Raw genomic sequence first — 17,508 nt, 5'->3', positions numbered from 1 at the left:
TTTTGTGGTGAATATTTGTATTGTTTGCGTGACAATCACATTAAGGAACAATTCTAACTTTATCAGCATCTCTTATTCATAGTTGATTGCAGTTTTTACATTGCATGGGACGAAGTCAAGATTGACTTGATAATAATGGTTTAAGCAAGGAATACGATATGAAAGGTTTTAATTTTTTACGCAGTGCCATATTAGCAAGCTTAGCGTCGGTAATAGCACTAAGTGCTGCTCACGCCAGATGATGCCTTAAAAATGGATTTAACAGCCAATCAAGTCACCAAAAACGCCGAAGGTAAGATCTCTTATCTACCAGTTCGTAATGCTCCAGCGGGTACGGTCATTCAGTATAAGGCAACATACAGCAATATTATTAACAAAGATATCCAAGATCTGGCGGTCGTATTGCCTATCCCTGCCAATATGGCTTTCACTGGTGAAGCTAATCCTACCAGTGCTCAAGCCAGTATCGATGGCAAGAACTATGCCGATATGCCACTGATGCGTAAAGTCGATGGCAAAATGGTTAAAATTCCGTTTTCTGAATATCGTACCCTGCGCGCTGGAATATCAAGTTATTACCAGCACAGAAGTCTGCCGCCGTGGCACTTAACACGATCGTCAACTAGACCTCTCCTTCAACTCACAAAATCTTGCTCTTCTAATTTTAGGATATCTATATGAAATCAAATAATTTTAATTATAGCCTGTTAGCCGTTGGTGTTGCTGCGGTGATGGGTATCTCTACTGGGGCTATGGCGGCTACGGCTACTGATACAACCAAGGCTGCAGGGGCTATTAATAACGTAGCAACCGCAAGCTACAGCGTTGGTACTGTTGTTCAACCTACGGTTACTTCTAATACTGTCACAGTTAATGTTAATGAAACGGCTAACTTCTCACTAATAGCTACTATTGTCGACAATGATAATAATAATAATACAAACTCAAATCAGGCAGCTACTCTTGGTGGTACAAACTTTCACTCATTCTTTGAGCAACACTGGTAACGTGACTGATACTTATACGGTTAGAGCTCTAGCTAGTGATGACGCTACCCTTGTTACAGCAAGTCAAAATTATCTTTTTAAAGCTAACAACGATAGTATCGCCTTTGTGATCAAACGCACTTCAGATGGTACCGCTCTAACCTTAGCTGAAGGGCAAGCATTGGGACTTACAGTGGTGGCTGGAAACATAACCAGTGGTGGCACTATTAAATTGGCACCAGGTTTAACTGCAGATTTGTCTTATCAGGTACCTGTACGGTAATCCCCCCAATAAATAAGAACACTTACAAATAGAGATTAACTGCTAAAATACACCAGCAGGAGAATCCTATGAAAAAGACACGCTTTAGCGACAACCAAATCGTCAACATCCTAAAACAAGCCGAACAAGGCGTCCCTATTACCGAGCTCTGCCGTGAGCATAACATCAGCCAAAGCACCTTCTACAACTGGCGATCTAAATATGGTGGTATGGACGCCACACTTATCAGCCGTCTTAAAGAGCTTGAAGTTGAAAATGCCCGCTTAAAGAAGATGTACGCTGATGAATGTCTTAAATCCGACATCCTACAGGATGCTATGTCAAAAAAGTGGTAGCGCCCCAAAGGCGCAAAGCGTTGGTTTGTCACTACATTGAAGATCGTAGCATTAGCATACGCCGTGCTTGCCGTATCTTTAACATCAGCGTCACCTGTTTTATCACAAGTCGGTGGTAACAGATGAGAACCAGCAAATAGCGGACTTACTTATCAAACTGACTGATGAGAACAAGAACTGGGGCTTTGGCTTGCTTTTTAACCTTGCGTAATATGCTAGGACTGCAGTACAACCATAAGCGGGTATATCGCATCTACTGCGAGCTTGAACTCAACCTTAGAATCAAGCCTAAGCGTCGCATTAAACGTGCTAAACCAATACCATTAGCAGTACCTGATAGGATTAACCAAAGCTGGAGCATGGACTTTATGCACGACAGCTTAACTGATGGCCGCGGCTTTAGACTGTTCAATGTCATTGATGATTACAACCGTGAGGCACTTACCGTTGAAGTCGACTTCTCGCTACCGGCCGGGAGGGTCATACGCAGTCTTAATCAGCTTATTGAGTACCGAGGCAAACCTGTGCAGATAAGATGCGATAACGGCCCTGAATACATCAGCAATGCGCTCAAAGACTGGGCTGAGCAGCAGGTATCATCTTAAGCTATATTGACCTGGCAATCCCAGCAAAATGCGTATGTAGAGCGCTTTAACAGAACCATGAGATATGATTGGTTAAATCAGGAGCTGTTTGATAATCTAGAGCAGGTACGCGCACAAGCAGAAACTGGTTATACCATTATAATCATAAGCGCCCAAACATGGGCAATGGCGGTTTTACACCGATACAGAAACTCAATCAGGCAGCTTAATTCTATTTATTAGGTGTCTTAAGTTGGGAGGGTTACCGTACCTAGTGCAAATCAAATTGGTGGTCAGATAGGTGTAGGTACTTTGACAGCTTCAAGTGCTTTCATTGGTACTGGAACCATACTTACAAATGAGAACCAGAGTATTGTTAGACTTCCTGTTTTCAGTATTGTGAAGAGAGTAACTAAAACATTAGATCTTAGCAATCCGACTGATGAGGCAACCTATACTATTACAGTCAAAAACAATAAGGATTCTGCTTACGCTACTGATGCCACTAATGTAAAAATTATTGATAGCTTACCAGCAGGTCTAAAATTGGTATCAGGTTCAATAGTTACTACTGTTGATAACTCAGGATTGCTTGTTCCAAGTGGTACGAAGGGAACAATAGGTAATACTGCTACTACAAGTAGTAATGGTACAAGTAATGCTATTGATAGCTTTGAGATTGGCAATGTAAATCTGCCAGTTGGTGCAATCGTTACCGTTACTTTCAGAGTTTTACAAGATGACCTGGAGACACTTGCTTCGCCTCTCATCAACCACGCTCATGTAGAGGCTCCTGTAGGTAATGTCACTATCAAAGATAGTACTGAGAATGGAGGCGCAAATGAAAATACTGCTACCTATTACCCAGCAGGTGATGATGTAGAAAACATCAATGGTTCTAATCCAACTGGTACAGGTGGTGATTCTACGCAGCCACTATTAACGGTTAAGCGTGCATTGGCATTAAGTAATCCAACAGTAAGAGAGATTTCACCTGCCTCAGGTAGTACTAGTCAAGCTACGCACACGACTATTATCACTAATACCGGTCGAGACACTGAAGGTACTGATGCTAACCCTTTAAACTTCACTATTGCAGATGATAGTTTGAATACTGCGGTCAGACCTGTCATTGGTCCTGTCAGTATCACTTATACGCCTGCCAGTTCAACAACATCAATTACAAGAAGTATTTCACCTACCACTACTAGTGGTAATACATACTCTCTTAACGGTACTACTTTACCTGATGGTGGTATTCCTAATGGTGGTACATTTACGATTAGTTATAACATTTCATCAGGCAATGTAACTAATCCTAAAGATGCTACTACAGCTGCAGCTTTAGGTAGCAGCGAAAATACTATCGTAACTTTAACCCCTACTGGTACTGGTGCTCCTACTGCTACTACAGTTACAGATAAAACTAATGTCAAAGGGTTAACTTTAGAGAAGTTTCAAGCACTAGATGCAACATGTACAGGCGCCTTTTCTGCAGCTTATTTAGTAAAGATGCGATAACTGGTGCGAAACCTGATCAATGTATATTATCGTATTAATGCGACTAATACTTCCTCGGCTATTCAAACTGCAGATTCAAAAGCGGCTTCTCTGGCTTAATATCACAGGCTTAACCATAACAGATTTACTTTCTAACTTCTCAGCTGGTGCTGATTATGTAAGTGGTACGGCTGCTTCTTCTGCTACTACCAGCTCTTCTATTGGTGACGCCACTGCAAATGCTACTGCTATTACTGCCGCTATGTCTGGTACAGAGTTTTAGCTCCTCAAGGTACTGCTAGCTTAAGCTTTAAAGTTAAGATTAAAATGCTACTACTACACCATAAATAATTTTCGGTTCTAAATCTATAAGCCTCAATAGACGTTTATAGATCCCCTCTAGCTTGAATTAATCACTTTTCATTATTCAAGCTAGAGAATCTCTACCCTTACCCTCACTGATATTTTATTGGATAAGCGACATATGACTCTATCTACCATGACACCGTCTAATCGTACTGCATTGTGTTCAGCAAAGATCTCTGCGCTGTCATTGGCAATGTTGCTTATGCAATCAAATATCGCGATTGCAGCTGATGCAGCAAACCCTAATCTGCAAATCATCAACAATATTGCAAATGCTAGCTATAACGTCAATAACCAGACTGACGTCACAATATCTAGCACCTCAAACCAAGTACAAGTCAAAGCCTCAGACCTTCCTGAATACGGTATTGAACTCACTCAACAGCCGTTACTCACCGTTATGCCCAACGCCTTAGTTAACTGGGTAAATGTCCTCAGCAATACCAGCTATAGCAACCAGACTGTTGAGCTAACATTGGCTGTATCGCTAACGCTCTCAAACTTAAAAGTCTATCAAGATCTAAATAAAAACGGCGTCGTTGATAATGGTGATACTGAAGTTATTTTCGATAATTTAAGCGCACAAATCAAACTTGGACACAGTGAAAGTATCCAGTTCATCGTGCAAGCTTTATCAGATGGGCAAAAGTGGCGATACTGCAGATATTAAAATTGGCGCTGTCGTTCTGGAAGACCCATCCGTATCGAGTGTCAACGCGATTGATAGACTGATCATCGTTGAGCCTGAAATCAAATTTACAACGCCTAAGTTTGACGAAAACAAAACCACCTCACAAATCGATGAAAACGTCTATATCGATGCCAGCTATGCGCAGTGTAACGTTCAGCTAGATAAGCCAGATCAAGTATGGGTCACGATTACCTCTTTGTTGACGGGTGACAAATACGCATTGAAAGCGATTGAGACGGGCAATAGTACTGGTAAATACCAGCTATCAGCACCAACACAAAACAATGCCAACGCTATCAATGACAAATTTATTCAGACTCTAGCAAATGATACGTTGACTGCAAGTCTAGACGCCTGTATCGCGCCTTCTGTCGGCACTGGCGCTGAGCAGCTACCAAGCGAAGGTGACTTCACCGTACGTATCGATGACTTAGATACACAAATCAATATCGTCGATGATAGCCCAAGCTTAGTCGTCACCAAAGAAAGCGACGTTAAAAGCGCTGAATTTGGTGATTATGTTAGCTACACCATTAATATCACCAATAGTGGCAACTCTACCGCTTACGATGTACAGCTAAAAGACGCCCTACCCCGTGGTTTTGCTTATGTAGATGGTAGTGTACGTATCAACCAAACTGCTGATATCAGTATCGACCAAGCACAAACCACTGAGTTTAAAGCTGATGGTAAATATCAGGTGCTAAATTTAGGTAATATGGCAAATGGCGAAAGTAAAAAATCACGTATCGTGTCTTAATCGGTTCCTCATCATTAGGCGGTGATGGCATCAACCGCGCGACTGCCGTTGCTAGCAATGAACAAGGTAAAAGCTTAGTTTCAAGAGAAGCACAGTGGAAGATTGAAGTAGAGCGCGGCCTCATGAATACTGATGGCATCATCATCGGTAAGGTCTACCACGATATCAACCGTGACGGCATTCAACAAAAAGAAGATGGCGAACTTGGCGTTGCAGGAGTGCGTATCTACATGGAAAATGGTAACTTTGTCGTGACTGATCCTGAAGGTAAATATAACTTCTATGGTGTCAGTGCCAAAACTCACGTCTTAAAAGTTGACCGCACCACCATCCCTCACTCAACCGAGATGGTCACCCAAAGTAATCGCAATGCTGGTGATGCTGGCAGCCGTTTCGTTGACTTAAAATATGGCGAATTACATCGTGCCGATTTCGGTATCGTGGTCGGTATGGGCGATAGCACTGAGCGTTTGAATACAGAGCTTGTCGCTCGTAGCAAATCAGTGAGCGCTAAGAATGATAGCCTTGAGCAAGCAGTAAAAACCGAGCTAACCCTAGACCCTGACTACAATCGTGACTACGATGATAATGTAGACGCCAGTGGCTGCAACATCAATGGCGACTTAGATCTGGGCAGCAACTGTGACTCTGCTATCGTCAATGAGATGATCAATCCAGCCGCCAATCGTGTTGATATGACCGTAACTACGGTAGCACCGCCAGTAGAAAAAGAGTTGGAAGAATATCTCAAAGAAGTGGCTAACAATGACGTGGCTTTTATCAATTTAAACGAAGGTCAACAGCTCAGCACTTATAAACAAATGGTACAGGTGCAAGCGCCACTGGGTTCAATATTTACACTATATGCCAATGGAAAAGCAGTATCAGAACAACAAATCGGCAAAACAGCTGAGCAAGAAAAACAGAATGTGACTGCCTTTGATTACTATGCCGTCGACTTAAAACGCGGCAACAATACCCTTCGCGGTGTCGCTACTGACGTGAATGGCAAAATTATCTCTGAGCAAACCATTAAAGTATCAACGCCAGACAATTTACAAGCCATTGACTATCGCACTCAAGCGCAGCTAGTACCGGCAGATGGCGTTAGCGATTATCAAGTCGTTATTAGCCTAAAAGACCGTGATGGCCGTCCTTATATCGCCTCAACACCTATCACTATCGATACCAATATCGGCCGTATCAATCTTAATGACAGCAGTAAAGATCAAGCTGGTACGCAAGTTATTGTCTCAGGTGGTGAGCTACTCATACCCGTGACTGCACCAAGTGTACCGGGTAAAGGTGAGTTGGTCATCGACACTGGTAGCAGTAAACAGATTATCCCGTTACAATTTACCGCGCAATTACGTCCTCTCATTGCCGTCGGCATCGTCGAAGGCGCGATCTCACTTAAAGACTTTGATGGCAGCAGCATTACTGACGCCCAAGGCGCTTTTGAGCAAGAGCTCAATGATTTCGCTGGTAACGATGACTATACCGCTTCTGGTCGCGCCGCGATGTTCCTTAAAGGCAAAGTACGTGGCGATTATTTGCTCACTTTGGCTTATGACAGCGACAAAAAAGGCGAGCGTCTGTTCCGTGATATCGAGCCTGGTGAATACTATCCTGTCTATGGTGATTCATCAGCCAAGGGCTTTGATGCGCAATCTACCAGCAAACTCTATGTGCGCTTGGACAAGGGTCGCTCATTTGCTATGTATGGCGACTTAAAAACTCAAATCGATAACGATGAAGGTATTAAATTAGGTCAATATAACCGTACGTTGACTGGCCTAAAAGCCCAATATGAAGATAGCAATACTCGCATTACTGCCTTTGTCGCGGAGACGAGTACTAGCCAGCGCGTCAATGAGACTCGTGGTCTTGGTATCTCAGGCCCTTATCCATTGGCTGAAAACTTTGATGCCGTATTAGAAAACTCAGAAACTGTCGAAGTGATCACTCGTGACGCTAACAATCCAGGCTTGATCATTAGCCGTGAGACCCTTACCCGCTTTGCCGATTATGAAATTGACCCTATCAGCCGTAGCTTATTTTTAAAAGCCCCTATCGCTAGCCAAGACATCGATGGCAACCCTATTTATCTACGAGTCACTGTAGAAGTCGATGAAGGCGGCGAAAAATACTTGGTCGGTGGCATTGCTGCCAAGCAGCAGTTGACTGATAAAGTCGCCATCGGTGGTAGCTATGTCAACAGTGATGACCCTCTTAACAAAGAAGAGCTGGCTAGCGTCAACAGCGTTATCAAGTTTAACGATAAGCTAAAACTGGTCGCTGAATACGCGATGAATAAAGCTGAGAATCCAAATTTTCAGCCAAGCAATCAAATCAATGCGACAGAATTAGACGGTCAGGACGCAGAAGGTAATGCCTTGCGTATCGAGCTTGACTTTGATAACAAGAAAACACTCGTGCCAAAGCTTATTATAATGATACTGACGAAGGTTTCGTGACTGGTGCCTCGCCGCAGACTGCTGGGCGCGCTGAATCGGGCGTCGAAGTCACTCATTTAATTAATGACAAAAAGACCGCGCTAAAACTAGAAGGCGTACGTACTAAAGATCATACCACTGATGCTAGCCGCCAAGGTGTCTTAGCCAGTATTGAACAGCGTTTGAGCACCAACATCGTTGGCGAGATTGGCTTACGTTATTATAAGCAAGATGCAACGGCAGCTTCACGCAATATCCAAGCGGTAACAGACGTCGTAGATGTGACTGATAACACTCTCTTTAATGACGATATTATCAATCAATCGGCGCTAAATAATGTCAGTGATTCTGAAAAAGATATTGAAGGTACTACCGCCCGCGCTCGCATCACGGCACGGTTGCCCAAGCTCAATGACTCTTTAGTATTTGCAGAATATGAGCAAGATATTGATAACAGTAATCGTAATGCCACCTCCATCGGAGGCGAGACGCCGCTAGGTGGTTTAGGCCGCCTATACGCCCGTCATGACTTGATCAACAGTCTATCTGGTAGCTATGGTCTTGATGATACTGAAGAACGTCAGCGTACGGTTTTCGGTTTTGATGCCGCTTATATGAAAGATGGCAAAGTCTATAGCGAATATCGCATGAGTGACGCCATTAGTGCTCGCGAAGCTGAAGCTGCTATCGGTCTAAAAAACAAGTGGTATGTTCAAGAAGGTCTGACTTTAAACACCTTATTTGAGCGTGTTGAATCATTAGAGGGCGATACCGAAAACACCGCAACGGCAGCTGGCATTGGTATAGAGTATCTTGCGAAAGAAGATTACAAAGCCTCAGCGCGTTTTGAGAAGCGTTGGGGTGAGACCAGTGACACATTGCTAGGTAGCGCTGGTATTGCTTATCGCTATACTGACGATGTGACTCTGTTGGCCAAAGACATCTACTCGCGCGTCGATTATGACGATGGCAATCGCACGATTAATCGCTTCCAGCTAGGAGCTGCTTATCGTGATTATGATAGCAATCAGTTAGACATGTTAGCCAAGCTTGAGTATCGCTTAGATGATAACAGTACTGGCGATGACGCCTATCAAAAAGACGCCGTTATCTGGTCATTGAGTGGTAACTATCATCCAACGCGTCCGTTGACGTTATCAGGCCGTTACGCGGGTAAATATACTCAGTTTGATGCTGATGATATTAGTAGCGACAATACAGCCCATGCGCTTTATGCTCGCGGTCTATATGACATCAGTGAGCGCTGGGATGTGGGTTTGCAAGCAGGCACTTATTGGAACAAACAAGCAGATGATATGTCTTATATGCTGGGTGCGGAAGTGGGCTATAGCCCGATGACCAATCTTTGGTTGTCACTAGGTTATAACTTTATGGGCTTTGAGGATGAAGACATCGCTTATGACGATAGCACTATGGAAGGCGCTTACTTTAGATTACGCTTCAAGTTTGACGAAGACCTATTCAAACGTGATGATCCACGTAAGAACCAGCGTTTGACGACTCACTCTACATTGTAATTTATCCCCATTGTCGTGTTATTATCTGACGACAATGCGGGCGTTATCGCGCTGTTCATCATATTATATGAAAGATATTTTAATAAGTGATGAGATCAACGCCAAAAACCGCAAGTACCAATACCAATATTGATACTGATCCGCTTAATATGAGGTTTTGCATCATGCCTAATCATGCCAACAAAGCAGCCCATTATAAACAGCCTATAAAGGCTTTATTATCAACCGTTTTTTTCCTGACAATGACCTCGGTTGCATCGGCGAGTCATCATACTCCTGAAGTGGCAGTAACCCATGACGATAATCACTGTGCAATGATGTTCAAACTCAGTCTCACCACCCAAAATACCAAAGTACGCGCCAACGTGCTATGAACTGTATGTTGACAGAGTTACAAGCGTATCAACAAAAAAAACATGAGTGCACGTCAGCAATACTTTGCCTATAAAGCTCAGGCTTGGCTTAACTACGCCATCCATCAAGACAGCATAAATAGTCGTTCACCTGCTGGGCAGCAAGCAGCACAGGCAGCAGAGACGATTTTGACTACCTTAAGAAATGGCAAGGAACAAGATCTCAACCTTATTCAAGACATACCCTCAAACTCTGCTCTCATGCGCCCCGATCTATGGGCAACCTTAAACGCGCTAAAAGATAGCGGTGGTATCGAGTCAGCACCACGAGAGATAGCCTTCAGCGAGGTCGCTTTAATTTGGGCTGCTACGAACCAGTGCGAGCGCGGCTGGCGGGAATCAGGCATCCATTTTCGCATGGCAGATCGTTGGCTTGAACAAGCCCGCGAAGCATACGTCAATACCCATGATTCACAGACCAACGTCGCTTTGGAAGAGCTGATCGTCAGCTATTATAAGCAATATGAGACATTAGATGCGAGTGCTGATAGTTGCCGTGGGCAAGTATTGATGCCTATCCGTTAAGTCCATTATTACCACTGCTCATCAATGCAGTAAATACAAAAAAGCCGACATATGATGTCGGCTTTTTTGTATTTACTTAGCAGACATTAGAGCATGTTAATCACACTCTAATGTCTATGCATCATCTAAATAGCGAAAAAAACTAGCGATTCTTACGCGGTAGCTTTTCTGGTAGATAGCAACGCAAATAAGCGATAAACGCAGTGTTTGCTTCTTGGATATATTCATTAGTAATGCTTTGGTGACGACGATAAGACAATGTGAATATCGCATTAATAATGCTATAAGCAATCAATAGCGTGTCTTGAATATCGTGGAAACTCGGCATCTCATAGCGCTCTGATAAACGCTTATAAACCAAATCGACGATTTGATGATCGATATCTTCACCAAAACTATCACCTTCAAAATCAGGCGTGTTCGTGTCATAAATGAGCTTGGCTTTGGTTTCGTCGTTATGGAATATCGTCACACAATTATCAATAAGCGCCGTCAAATAGCCCTGCCATCTGTCATAATTACCAATATCTACTGTTTCTACTATCTCTAATATTTCGATAGCATTCAAAAAACGCAATGCTAAAAATATCGCTTCGATGTTAGGAAAAAAGTGATAAGCAGAAGCTCTTGGAATGCCTGCTTCTTCACATACAGCCGCCAAAGTAATGTCATTGATAGGTTGGGTTTCACTTAACTTCTTGGCACCAGCCAAAAGTTTTGACGGCGCGCACGGCCTTGTTGGCTGGTAAACTTAAACTTATTCGGGACCAGTTTTTTGCCAGTTCCGAATCTACCAACACATCTTCAATTTTCGTCTTTATTTTCGCTCATCATAAGTCTCTTAATGTTACACCCTATTTTATAAATATAATCTTCAATAGATAGTATTCGCCCTAAATTGAAGAATTACATCCTATTAGCTAATAATGTAGCACTGATATTAGCGCTACTATGTCTAATGGAGAGGCATCATAAACGCTTGTACACTATCAAGCAAGGGAGATAAATGGGTTAAAAATTAATGTATAGGTCAACCATTTAATAGCGTTGACCACGTAATGTAAAAAATTTAATCTTTGAGTTTAATTTTCGCTCTTATAATACCATGATCGATGACCCTATCTGCATAGTCCCACTTTAAATGGTCATTGAAATAGTCTACTCTTTCAACCTGACCCAGTGAAAACTTGCTATCAGGAAGAAACTCTTCTGAAACAAATAACTGATCAATCACTTCTGGCATACCTTGATATATATGGGTATATGCCACATCTTTCATCCAACCATAGCGTGCTTGGATACGCGCAGCATCGAATAATGCAACATCGCGCATGCCTTTATCGTAATTAACTTCACCAGTCTCAGCCATCAATTGGGTGGTGACGCTACCGGTGACATCATTCATATCACCTAACAAAATCAATGGCTCACGAGTATGACGTAAGCGCTCTATAATAGACATGCGAATAGAGGCTGCTTCTGCGGCGCGCATACATAAGCTACGGAGCTTGGCACGGACTCGAATATTTGGATCGTCCATGTCTTCTAACAAATTGCCACTTTCATCACGCAAGAAAAATGCCCGTTTGCTTTTTAGATGCGCCGTAATAATCGTTATCGGTTGACCAAAGGCATCGACCCGTACTAGCAATGGTGGACGATTAAAGCGATGGTAAGGACCAATATCAGGGATATCAATCACCGCTTTTGGCGCAATATCTTCAAGCAAGCGGCTTTCTAATTGCTCAAAGCGGCTAATGATACCAACGGCAGGAGTATTTTGTGCCCCTTTGCCATGGGTATAAGGGCTTGAACGGTCGTTACTTGCTAACGGAACAACGACATGCTCGGGCTTAAACCCCAATGATACCGCCAACGCTTCAAGCGCATTACTATCCCAGACTTCTTGCACCGCAATAATATCAGCATGTGCTTTTGCTAATAAATCGGTGATGCCGCTTAGCTTGTGCTCGTATTCATCGTTACTGTAAGCTGGCGCATTGTCATAATAAATTCGGTTAGGGTTGGCAAAATTGAGCAAGTTGGCAGTGGCGATATAAAATTGTCTGGCGCTTTTAGCTTCCGCATTATTGTTCATAGATTACCTATTATTTTTATTCTAGAATATTGCTTCCAAAGATGATTGGCTGTTTAATATATTCATACTTAGTAATATACAGCAAAAAAGCCTCCAAAGAAATCTTTGAAGACTTTAAAATAGCATAAATTGAAAGTATTTAGTCTATCAGCAGACCCAAGTCTACAATCAGGCTAAGCCCAGTGATAAGGTAGTAAGCTTATATACTGTCTACTTACTTAAATCTGCTGTTAGTTTCGCTTATTACGATACACGATTCCATGCGTCATACGATGCTTTGCGTGCTTCTTCCCACTCCATGCGTGATTCACCTTTTACTTCATGCCATGAGCGCTCTAATTCAGCTTCATGGTCTTCAAAACGTGCATCCGCAGGATAACGAGCACGGTTGGCGTACCCTACTGCATAAGCTGGATGTAGATCACGGTCGAAGTCATAACCTTCTTTGTAATAATCAACATTGGCATATTCTGCACGCCAGTAAGCTTCTTCACGTGTTGGATCAATCGCTTCTGCTGCTGCATGTCCTGCACCGCCACCAACGATAGCACCAATCGCACCAATAAGTGTGCCAAGTGGTCCTGCCATTGTACCGATTGCTGCACCCGCCGCTGCGCCGCCAAGACCACCAATAGCTGTGCCTACTGGATGCGAACCTGGCTCACCTGTGATGATATCAGCATTCAGATCCTGCTTAGCTTCTTTTGACATATGCTTTACTTCACTGCGATCAATACCGTCATAGTTACTCATAATTTTATCCTTAAATTAATTTGTTATATTTTAGATTTATTAAGTGCTAAAAATTAGCAGTCTTACTCGAATCATGTGTTACTTGAGTCGCCTAAAGTATAGAAATTTATGGATAACAACAGATAGATAGGTTGTGTAAATTGTGTCCAGATTGCGATTGTCTTGCGTTACAGCCTGTATCTTTATAATGATTTTGTAGGACAGTGAAGCGTTTTAAGTAATTTTTCATTGAGTTGTTACAATATTTTAATGTGTCTGTTGAATACTTATAAGGATGTCAATGTTCTATCGATGGCTCGTTGCCACTTAAAGTGTTGTTCACGGATATCACTGGACATTTGGGGTTCAAAAACACGATCGACTTGCCATGATGCTTGCATCGTCCCTTCATCATATAGCCCCGTTTTTAAACCTGCGAGTAATGCTGCACCTTTGGCAGTGATTTCTGTATCTCTCGGACGCAGGACAGGCACATCGAGTAAATCAGCTTGAAACTGCATCAATAAGTCATTATTAGCCGCGCCGCCATCTACTCTTAGCTCAGTTAATGGATGAGGGCTGTCTTTTTGCATGGCAATGAGCACATCATAAGTTTGATAGGCAACCGCCTCTAACGCAGCACGAGCAATATGGGCTTTAGTCGTGCCGCGGCTCATACCAGTAATACTGGCGCTGATATCGGAGCGCCAATAGGGTGCTCCTAGCCCTGTAAATGCAGGCAGTAACACCACCTCTTCACTACTATCAACTTGGCGAGCTAAATCTTCGACTTCACTGCTCTGTTGAATCATACCCAGATTGTCCCGTAACCATTGGACAATAGCACCTGCCATAAACACTACCCTCCAAGGCATAAGTGACTTCCTTTCTGGGTGGCTGCAACATGCGTTTGCCTGACTGTACAATTTGATCGAAAGATAAATTGTCTGGACGAGTCGGTGTGGATTTTCGTTGCCAAGCGATTGTCGTTAGTAGTTTATGCTCGCTAAGTTTGGGTTTTTGACCAATATTCATCAGCATAAAACACCCAGTGCCATAAGTGTTTTTGGCCATGCCCGCATCGAGGCAGCCTTGTCCAAAAAGTGCCGCTTGCTGATCGCCCAATACCGCTTGAATAGGAATTTGTTTGGCAAATAGTCCTTTTTTGGTTTTACCAAAGTCACCATCAGATGCTAGGACTTTAGGCAAAATATTCATGGGTATCGCAAAACGGGCGCACAGCTCTTCTGACCACTCAAGCTTGTGGATATCATATAATAAAGTACGGGAAGCGTTGGTCACATCAATGACATGCTCGCCACCGGTTAGCTTATATATGAGCCAACTGTCTATAGTACCAACCGCTATTTCTCCTCTACTGGCTCGTACGCTCAATTTCGGATTGTGCTCTAGTAGCCAAGCGATTTTGCTGGCACTGAAATATGGATCTAAACGTAGGCCTGTAATACGTTGCACTTCGCTTGTCACATCATCATGGCTGCCATTCATCATGCTACTGGTACTCTCAGCTGCGAGTGTTTTACAGTAGTTCGCCGTACGGCGATCTTGCCAAATGATGGCAGGGGCTAAAGGTTTACCCGTTTGCTTATCCCACATGACAATAGATTCACGCTGATTGGTGATCGCGATACTGGTGACGTCGGTAGCAAGTAGCCCTGCTTGATTAATCACATCATGGGCACAGCTAATCTGCGTTTGCCAAATTTGTTGCGCGTCTTGTTCAACAAAGCCCGCTTTTGGGGTTTGTAAAGTGGTGGGCTGCTGTGCCATTTTTATCGGACGCGCACGATCATCGTACAATATCGCTCGACTCGATGTCGTCCCTTGATCCAAAGCCAAAATATATCCTGCCATTACTCATATCCTATTTTGTCGCATTCATTTTTTACAATTATATTTTATAGCCGAGTCTTTATTGATAGCACGTACTTTTTGGGAGTAACGCTTATCGCAATAGCCAGTTTTATTTACATTAGCACTGCGCCAATGAACAACTGCCGACAGTTAAAATAAATGCCGTTCATTTTAATCTTGCTCAACGCTATAAGGTGCTGAAATATAGCACACACCACTATTATGTATAGTTTATAAGCTGCTTTGTAATACAACAATCATCACTAACCATCATTTTCGCTAAAAGCTTTTAAAAGTGATCTAAAATCGATTTAAGTGCTAATGACTTGATAAACCTTTTATTATTAATTAACAAATGATGTTATTATTTGTCTTAACACCCGACCTCTAACATAAAATCACGGCTTATTCAACGCACAGTAAGCAAATACTGAGCATTGACCCGTCACCATTGTGCCACTACAGTGTAGCGCTTGTTACCCATAACAAAATATTGGCTTCTGTTAATGGTTGCCCATATTGAACTGTTTGGACAGGGTTTGACCATAACAGTTGATATTTTTGATACTTTTTTGCCTGACTCTAAAATACTTTGCATTCTAATTAATGGCTTATGTGACTTATGAAATTTGCTTTAATCGACTCTGTCTACTGCGGTGCTGACGATTCACGTTCTGGGTTTAGCGGCGCCTACTTTTGGCAAGCGCTAATGATCATAATATCGAGTCACCGAATGAGGTCACAGCCGTTGCAGTGACGCAAATTATCGACGCTGACACTCAAAAAAGTACTCAAAGCAGCGTTCAAAACAGTACTCAAAAAAATGAGATTCAAAATAGAAGGTCAACGACAGATACAGACATGGGTCAAGCCGAGCAAAAAACTGGCTTAACAACGCTTATCGATCCCATTACCCATAAAAGTATTGATAATAGTATCCATTAGCAGTATCTAGCCTGTTAAGCCTTGAGCAAGCTCAAAATATTTTATTGCAAGTGTCACCGAAACTGGCCGCGAATCAAGCGGCGATTGCTGCTAGTGAATACCAAACGGATGCGCTTAAAACCTTGGACAATCCATTGGTGTTTGCCCAATTATCAGCCAACGCTTACAACTTAGACGCGGATCTTGACTTATCATCATTGAAAAACGGTATTGTTAATGACGTTAACAATGGTATCGATAATGTGATTCCGCCTATTCCACCGTTACCAGATTTGCCAAATTTTGGTGAATTGGTCGGTGAGCGTATCCCAGATTCTTATGAGTTAAAGCGCTCAGGCTCAACGGCTGGTGCAGGTCTGGGCGTGGTTTGGCCCATCTATACTGACTGGACGTACCAACGCTTTGACAGGTGCTTCCAATGCCCGTACCCAAGAAGCCGTCGCAGACAGTCTATTGGATAAAAACGAGCTTTATAACACCCTGATTGAGCGTTACTTTAAAGCACAGCTGGCCATCATTGCCGCTTATTTACGTGAAGATGCTTATGATACCTTGCAGCAGACTGACCATATGGCGCAGCGGCTTTTTGAAGAAGGTTTATCTCACGTGTTGATCGCTTAGAAGCACAATCTGCGCTTGCCGATGCAAAAAGTGAGTCCGTCAATGCCAATAACGATGCTCGTCTTGCGATGATGGCTTTACAGCGGCTATTGCGTACCGACTATCGTATCAAACCCACGACACCGTTATTCGTTTCTAGCCGTCCTTTACCCGATGTAAACTATTTTCAGAATTTATCACTCACCAATCACCCAGGTCTACAAAAAGTCGCCGCCAAACGCGCACAAGCTGAGCAGCTACATGCGCTATCAGATACTGGTCACAAGCCTACCGTCATGCTCTATGGCTACGGAAAAATTGAAAAAGACCCCAGTTGGGTAGCCGGTATATCAGCCAGCTGGAAGCTGTGGGGTGGTCTTGATAAAAATGCGTCACTCGCATCGAGAATGCCAAAATACGCCAAGCGGATCTGTCTGAAATCGAAGTCAGTGACAATTTATTATTACTGGTCGAAAAAAACTGGCACGATGTTAATAATGCCCAATCTCGTTATCAGGCATTACAAAGCAATGTAGATCTGGCCGCAGAAGTATTGCGTTTGCGCCAGTTGGGGCTACAAGAAGGTGTAAATACACCGATTGAGGTAGTCCAAGCACAAACGCAGTCGCTTAAAGCACGTACTGAACAAGCGCAAGCGGCGAACAGCTATGTACAATCGCTGGCCGCACTCATGCAAAGCTGTGGTACGCCTCTTGCCTTTAACGCCTATCTTAATGCTGCTGATATTCGATTACCGACTTTGTATACTGAGTAATGATTTAATTTGAAAAATATAGATAGTGTGGATAATCGTTTATATA

General features: G+C 43.0%; 18 protein-coding genes and 3 pseudogenes. 17 read left to right on the top strand and 4 right to left on the bottom strand.

The annotated features are described in order from the left end of the window. Positions 1 to 222: 222 nt before the first annotated feature. The 12 genes and pseudogenes from G7Y90_RS09990 to G7Y90_RS09935 all read left to right on the top strand — a co-directional run bounded on the left by G7Y90_RS09990 (position 223) and on the right by G7Y90_RS09935 (position 10,437). Entirely contained in the window at positions 223 to 681 is a 459-nt protein-coding gene (locus G7Y90_RS09990; protein ID WP_250162314.1) for a hypothetical protein, read from the top strand. After that, on the top strand, positions 678 to 1,007 hold the full coding sequence (locus G7Y90_RS09985) for a hypothetical protein (protein ID WP_250162313.1): 330 nt from the start codon (positions 678 to 680) through the stop codon (positions 1,005 to 1,007). The genes G7Y90_RS09990 and G7Y90_RS09985 overlap by 4 nt, the downstream gene beginning before the upstream one ends. A 1-nt stretch (position 1,008) precedes the next feature. Next, complete coding sequence (locus tag G7Y90_RS09980) at positions 1,009 to 1,269, top strand: hypothetical protein (protein ID WP_250162312.1); 261 nt, start codon at positions 1,009 to 1,011, stop codon at positions 1,267 to 1,269. Between the two features lie 68 nt (positions 1,270 to 1,337). After that, a pseudogene (locus tag G7Y90_RS09975) lies at positions 1,338 to 2,418 on the top strand (IS3 family transposase). Positions 2,419 to 2,500: 82 nt separating this feature from the next. Further along, positions 2,501 to 3,709, top strand: a complete 1,209-nt coding sequence (locus G7Y90_RS09970) for a hypothetical protein (protein WP_250162311.1) — start codon at positions 2,501 to 2,503, stop codon at positions 3,707 to 3,709. Between the two features lie 37 nt (positions 3,710 to 3,746). After that, complete coding sequence (locus tag G7Y90_RS09965) at positions 3,747 to 3,971, top strand: hypothetical protein (RefSeq protein ID WP_250162310.1); 225 nt, start codon at positions 3,747 to 3,749, stop codon at positions 3,969 to 3,971. Between the two features lie 201 nt (positions 3,972 to 4,172). Then, positions 4,173 to 4,724: a hypothetical protein gene (locus tag G7Y90_RS09960; protein WP_250162309.1), complete on the top strand. Its 552-nt coding sequence runs from the start codon at positions 4,173 to 4,175 to the stop codon at positions 4,722 to 4,724. Continuing rightward, entirely contained in the window at positions 4,693 to 5,505 is an 813-nt protein-coding gene (locus tag G7Y90_RS09955; RefSeq protein WP_250162308.1) for a hypothetical protein, read from the top strand. Before G7Y90_RS09960 ends, G7Y90_RS09955 begins: the two co-directional genes overlap by 32 nt. 122 nt (positions 5,506 to 5,627) lie before the next feature. Then, positions 5,628 to 7,982 carry an SdrD B-like domain-containing protein gene (locus tag G7Y90_RS09950; protein ID WP_250162307.1) on the top strand — a complete coding sequence of 785 codons (2,355 nt, stop codon included), beginning with the start codon at positions 5,628 to 5,630 and terminating at the stop codon, positions 7,980 to 7,982. Then, complete coding sequence (locus G7Y90_RS09945; protein ID WP_250162306.1) at positions 7,979 to 9,499, top strand: outer membrane protein; 1,521 nt, start codon at positions 7,979 to 7,981, stop codon at positions 9,497 to 9,499. Before G7Y90_RS09950 ends, G7Y90_RS09945 begins: the two co-directional genes overlap by 4 nt. A 164-nt stretch (positions 9,500 to 9,663) precedes the next feature. Then, on the top strand, positions 9,664 to 9,873 hold the full coding sequence (locus tag G7Y90_RS09940; RefSeq protein WP_250162305.1) for a hypothetical protein: 210 nt from the start codon (positions 9,664 to 9,666) through the stop codon (positions 9,871 to 9,873). A gap of 42 nt (positions 9,874 to 9,915) precedes the next feature. After that, a complete protein-coding gene (locus G7Y90_RS09935) occupies positions 9,916 to 10,437 on the top strand; it encodes a hypothetical protein (RefSeq protein WP_250162304.1) in 522 nt (173 codons plus the stop codon). Between the two features lie 142 nt (positions 10,438 to 10,579). Here G7Y90_RS09935 and G7Y90_RS09930 read toward each other — a convergent pair. The 4 genes and pseudogenes from G7Y90_RS09930 to glpK form a co-directional block, all read right to left on the bottom strand. Then, a pseudogene (locus G7Y90_RS09930) lies at positions 10,580 to 11,268 on the bottom strand (TetR/AcrR family transcriptional regulator). Between the two features lie 238 nt (positions 11,269 to 11,506). Then, on the bottom strand, positions 11,507 to 12,535 hold the full coding sequence (locus G7Y90_RS09925; RefSeq protein ID WP_201581177.1) for an endonuclease/exonuclease/phosphatase family protein: 1,029 nt from the start codon (positions 12,533 to 12,535) through the stop codon (positions 11,507 to 11,509). A gap of 243 nt (positions 12,536 to 12,778) precedes the next feature. Next, a complete protein-coding gene (locus G7Y90_RS09920; RefSeq protein WP_250162303.1) occupies positions 12,779 to 13,288 on the bottom strand; it encodes a hypothetical protein in 510 nt (169 codons plus the stop codon). 266 nt (positions 13,289 to 13,554) lie between these two features. Continuing rightward, positions 13,555 to 15,142: pseudogene (gene glpK, locus G7Y90_RS09915) on the bottom strand (glycerol kinase GlpK). A gap of 696 nt (positions 15,143 to 15,838) precedes the next feature. On the opposite strand from glpK, the gene G7Y90_RS09910 reads away from it, so the two are divergent. The 5 genes from G7Y90_RS09910 (at position 15,839) to G7Y90_RS09890 (ending at position 17,462) form a co-directional block, all read left to right on the top strand. Continuing rightward, positions 15,839 to 16,087, top strand: coding sequence for a hypothetical protein (locus G7Y90_RS09910; RefSeq protein WP_250162302.1), 249 nt, complete (start codon positions 15,839 to 15,841; stop codon positions 16,085 to 16,087). 44 nt (positions 16,088 to 16,131) lie between these two features. Further along, positions 16,132 to 16,548: a hypothetical protein gene (locus G7Y90_RS09905; protein WP_250162301.1), complete on the top strand. Its 417-nt coding sequence runs from the start codon at positions 16,132 to 16,134 to the stop codon at positions 16,546 to 16,548. Beyond that, positions 16,541 to 16,708 (top strand): hypothetical protein, encoded by a 168-nt coding sequence (locus tag G7Y90_RS09900; RefSeq protein WP_250162300.1) that lies wholly within the window; start codon positions 16,541 to 16,543, stop codon positions 16,706 to 16,708. The genes G7Y90_RS09905 and G7Y90_RS09900 overlap by 8 nt, the downstream gene beginning before the upstream one ends. Positions 16,709 to 16,776: 68 nt before the next feature. Further along, positions 16,777 to 17,223: a TolC family protein gene (locus G7Y90_RS09895; protein WP_250162299.1), complete on the top strand. Its 447-nt coding sequence runs from the start codon at positions 16,777 to 16,779 to the stop codon at positions 17,221 to 17,223. Continuing rightward, positions 17,118 to 17,462, top strand: coding sequence for a TolC family protein (locus G7Y90_RS09890; protein WP_349773419.1), 345 nt, complete (start codon positions 17,118 to 17,120; stop codon positions 17,460 to 17,462). The genes G7Y90_RS09895 and G7Y90_RS09890 overlap by 106 nt, the downstream gene beginning before the upstream one ends. Positions 17,463 to 17,508: the final 46 nt, after the last annotated feature.

The organism is Psychrobacter sp. WY6 (assembly GCF_018448495.1).
Taxonomy (GTDB): Bacteria; Pseudomonadota; Gammaproteobacteria; order Pseudomonadales; family Moraxellaceae; genus Psychrobacter.
The sequence above is the reverse complement of the archived record's forward strand: the minus strand, read 5'-3'. Positions and strand labels throughout refer to the sequence as shown.

Excerpts from the sequence above, each read along its gene's own strand:
- G7Y90_RS09925 (WP_201581177.1), bottom strand. The coding sequence starts at position 12,535 with ATGAACAATAATGCGGAAGCTAAAAGCGCCAGACAATTTTATATCGCC.
- G7Y90_RS09960 (WP_250162309.1), top strand. The coding sequence starts at position 4,173 with ATGACTCTATCTACCATGACACCGTCTAATCGTACTGCATTGTGTTCA.
- G7Y90_RS09965 (WP_250162310.1), top strand. The coding sequence starts at position 3,747 with ATGCGACTAATACTTCCTCGGCTATTCAAACTGCAGATTCAAAAGCGG.
- G7Y90_RS09955 (WP_250162308.1), top strand. The coding sequence starts at position 4,693 with ATGGGCAAAAGTGGCGATACTGCAGATATTAAAATTGGCGCTGTCGTT.
- G7Y90_RS09940 (WP_250162305.1), top strand. The coding sequence starts at position 9,664 with ATGCCTAATCATGCCAACAAAGCAGCCCATTATAAACAGCCTATAAAG.
- G7Y90_RS09920 (WP_250162303.1), bottom strand. The coding sequence starts at position 13,288 with ATGAGTAACTATGACGGTATTGATCGCAGTGAAGTAAAGCATATGTCA.
- G7Y90_RS09985 (WP_250162313.1), top strand. The coding sequence starts at position 678 with ATGAAATCAAATAATTTTAATTATAGCCTGTTAGCCGTTGGTGTTGCT.
- G7Y90_RS09935 (WP_250162304.1), top strand. The coding sequence starts at position 9,916 with ATGAGTGCACGTCAGCAATACTTTGCCTATAAAGCTCAGGCTTGGCTT.
- G7Y90_RS09895 (WP_250162299.1), top strand. The coding sequence starts at position 16,777 with ATGATGGCTTTACAGCGGCTATTGCGTACCGACTATCGTATCAAACCC.
- G7Y90_RS09950 (WP_250162307.1), top strand. The coding sequence starts at position 5,628 with ATGAATACTGATGGCATCATCATCGGTAAGGTCTACCACGATATCAAC.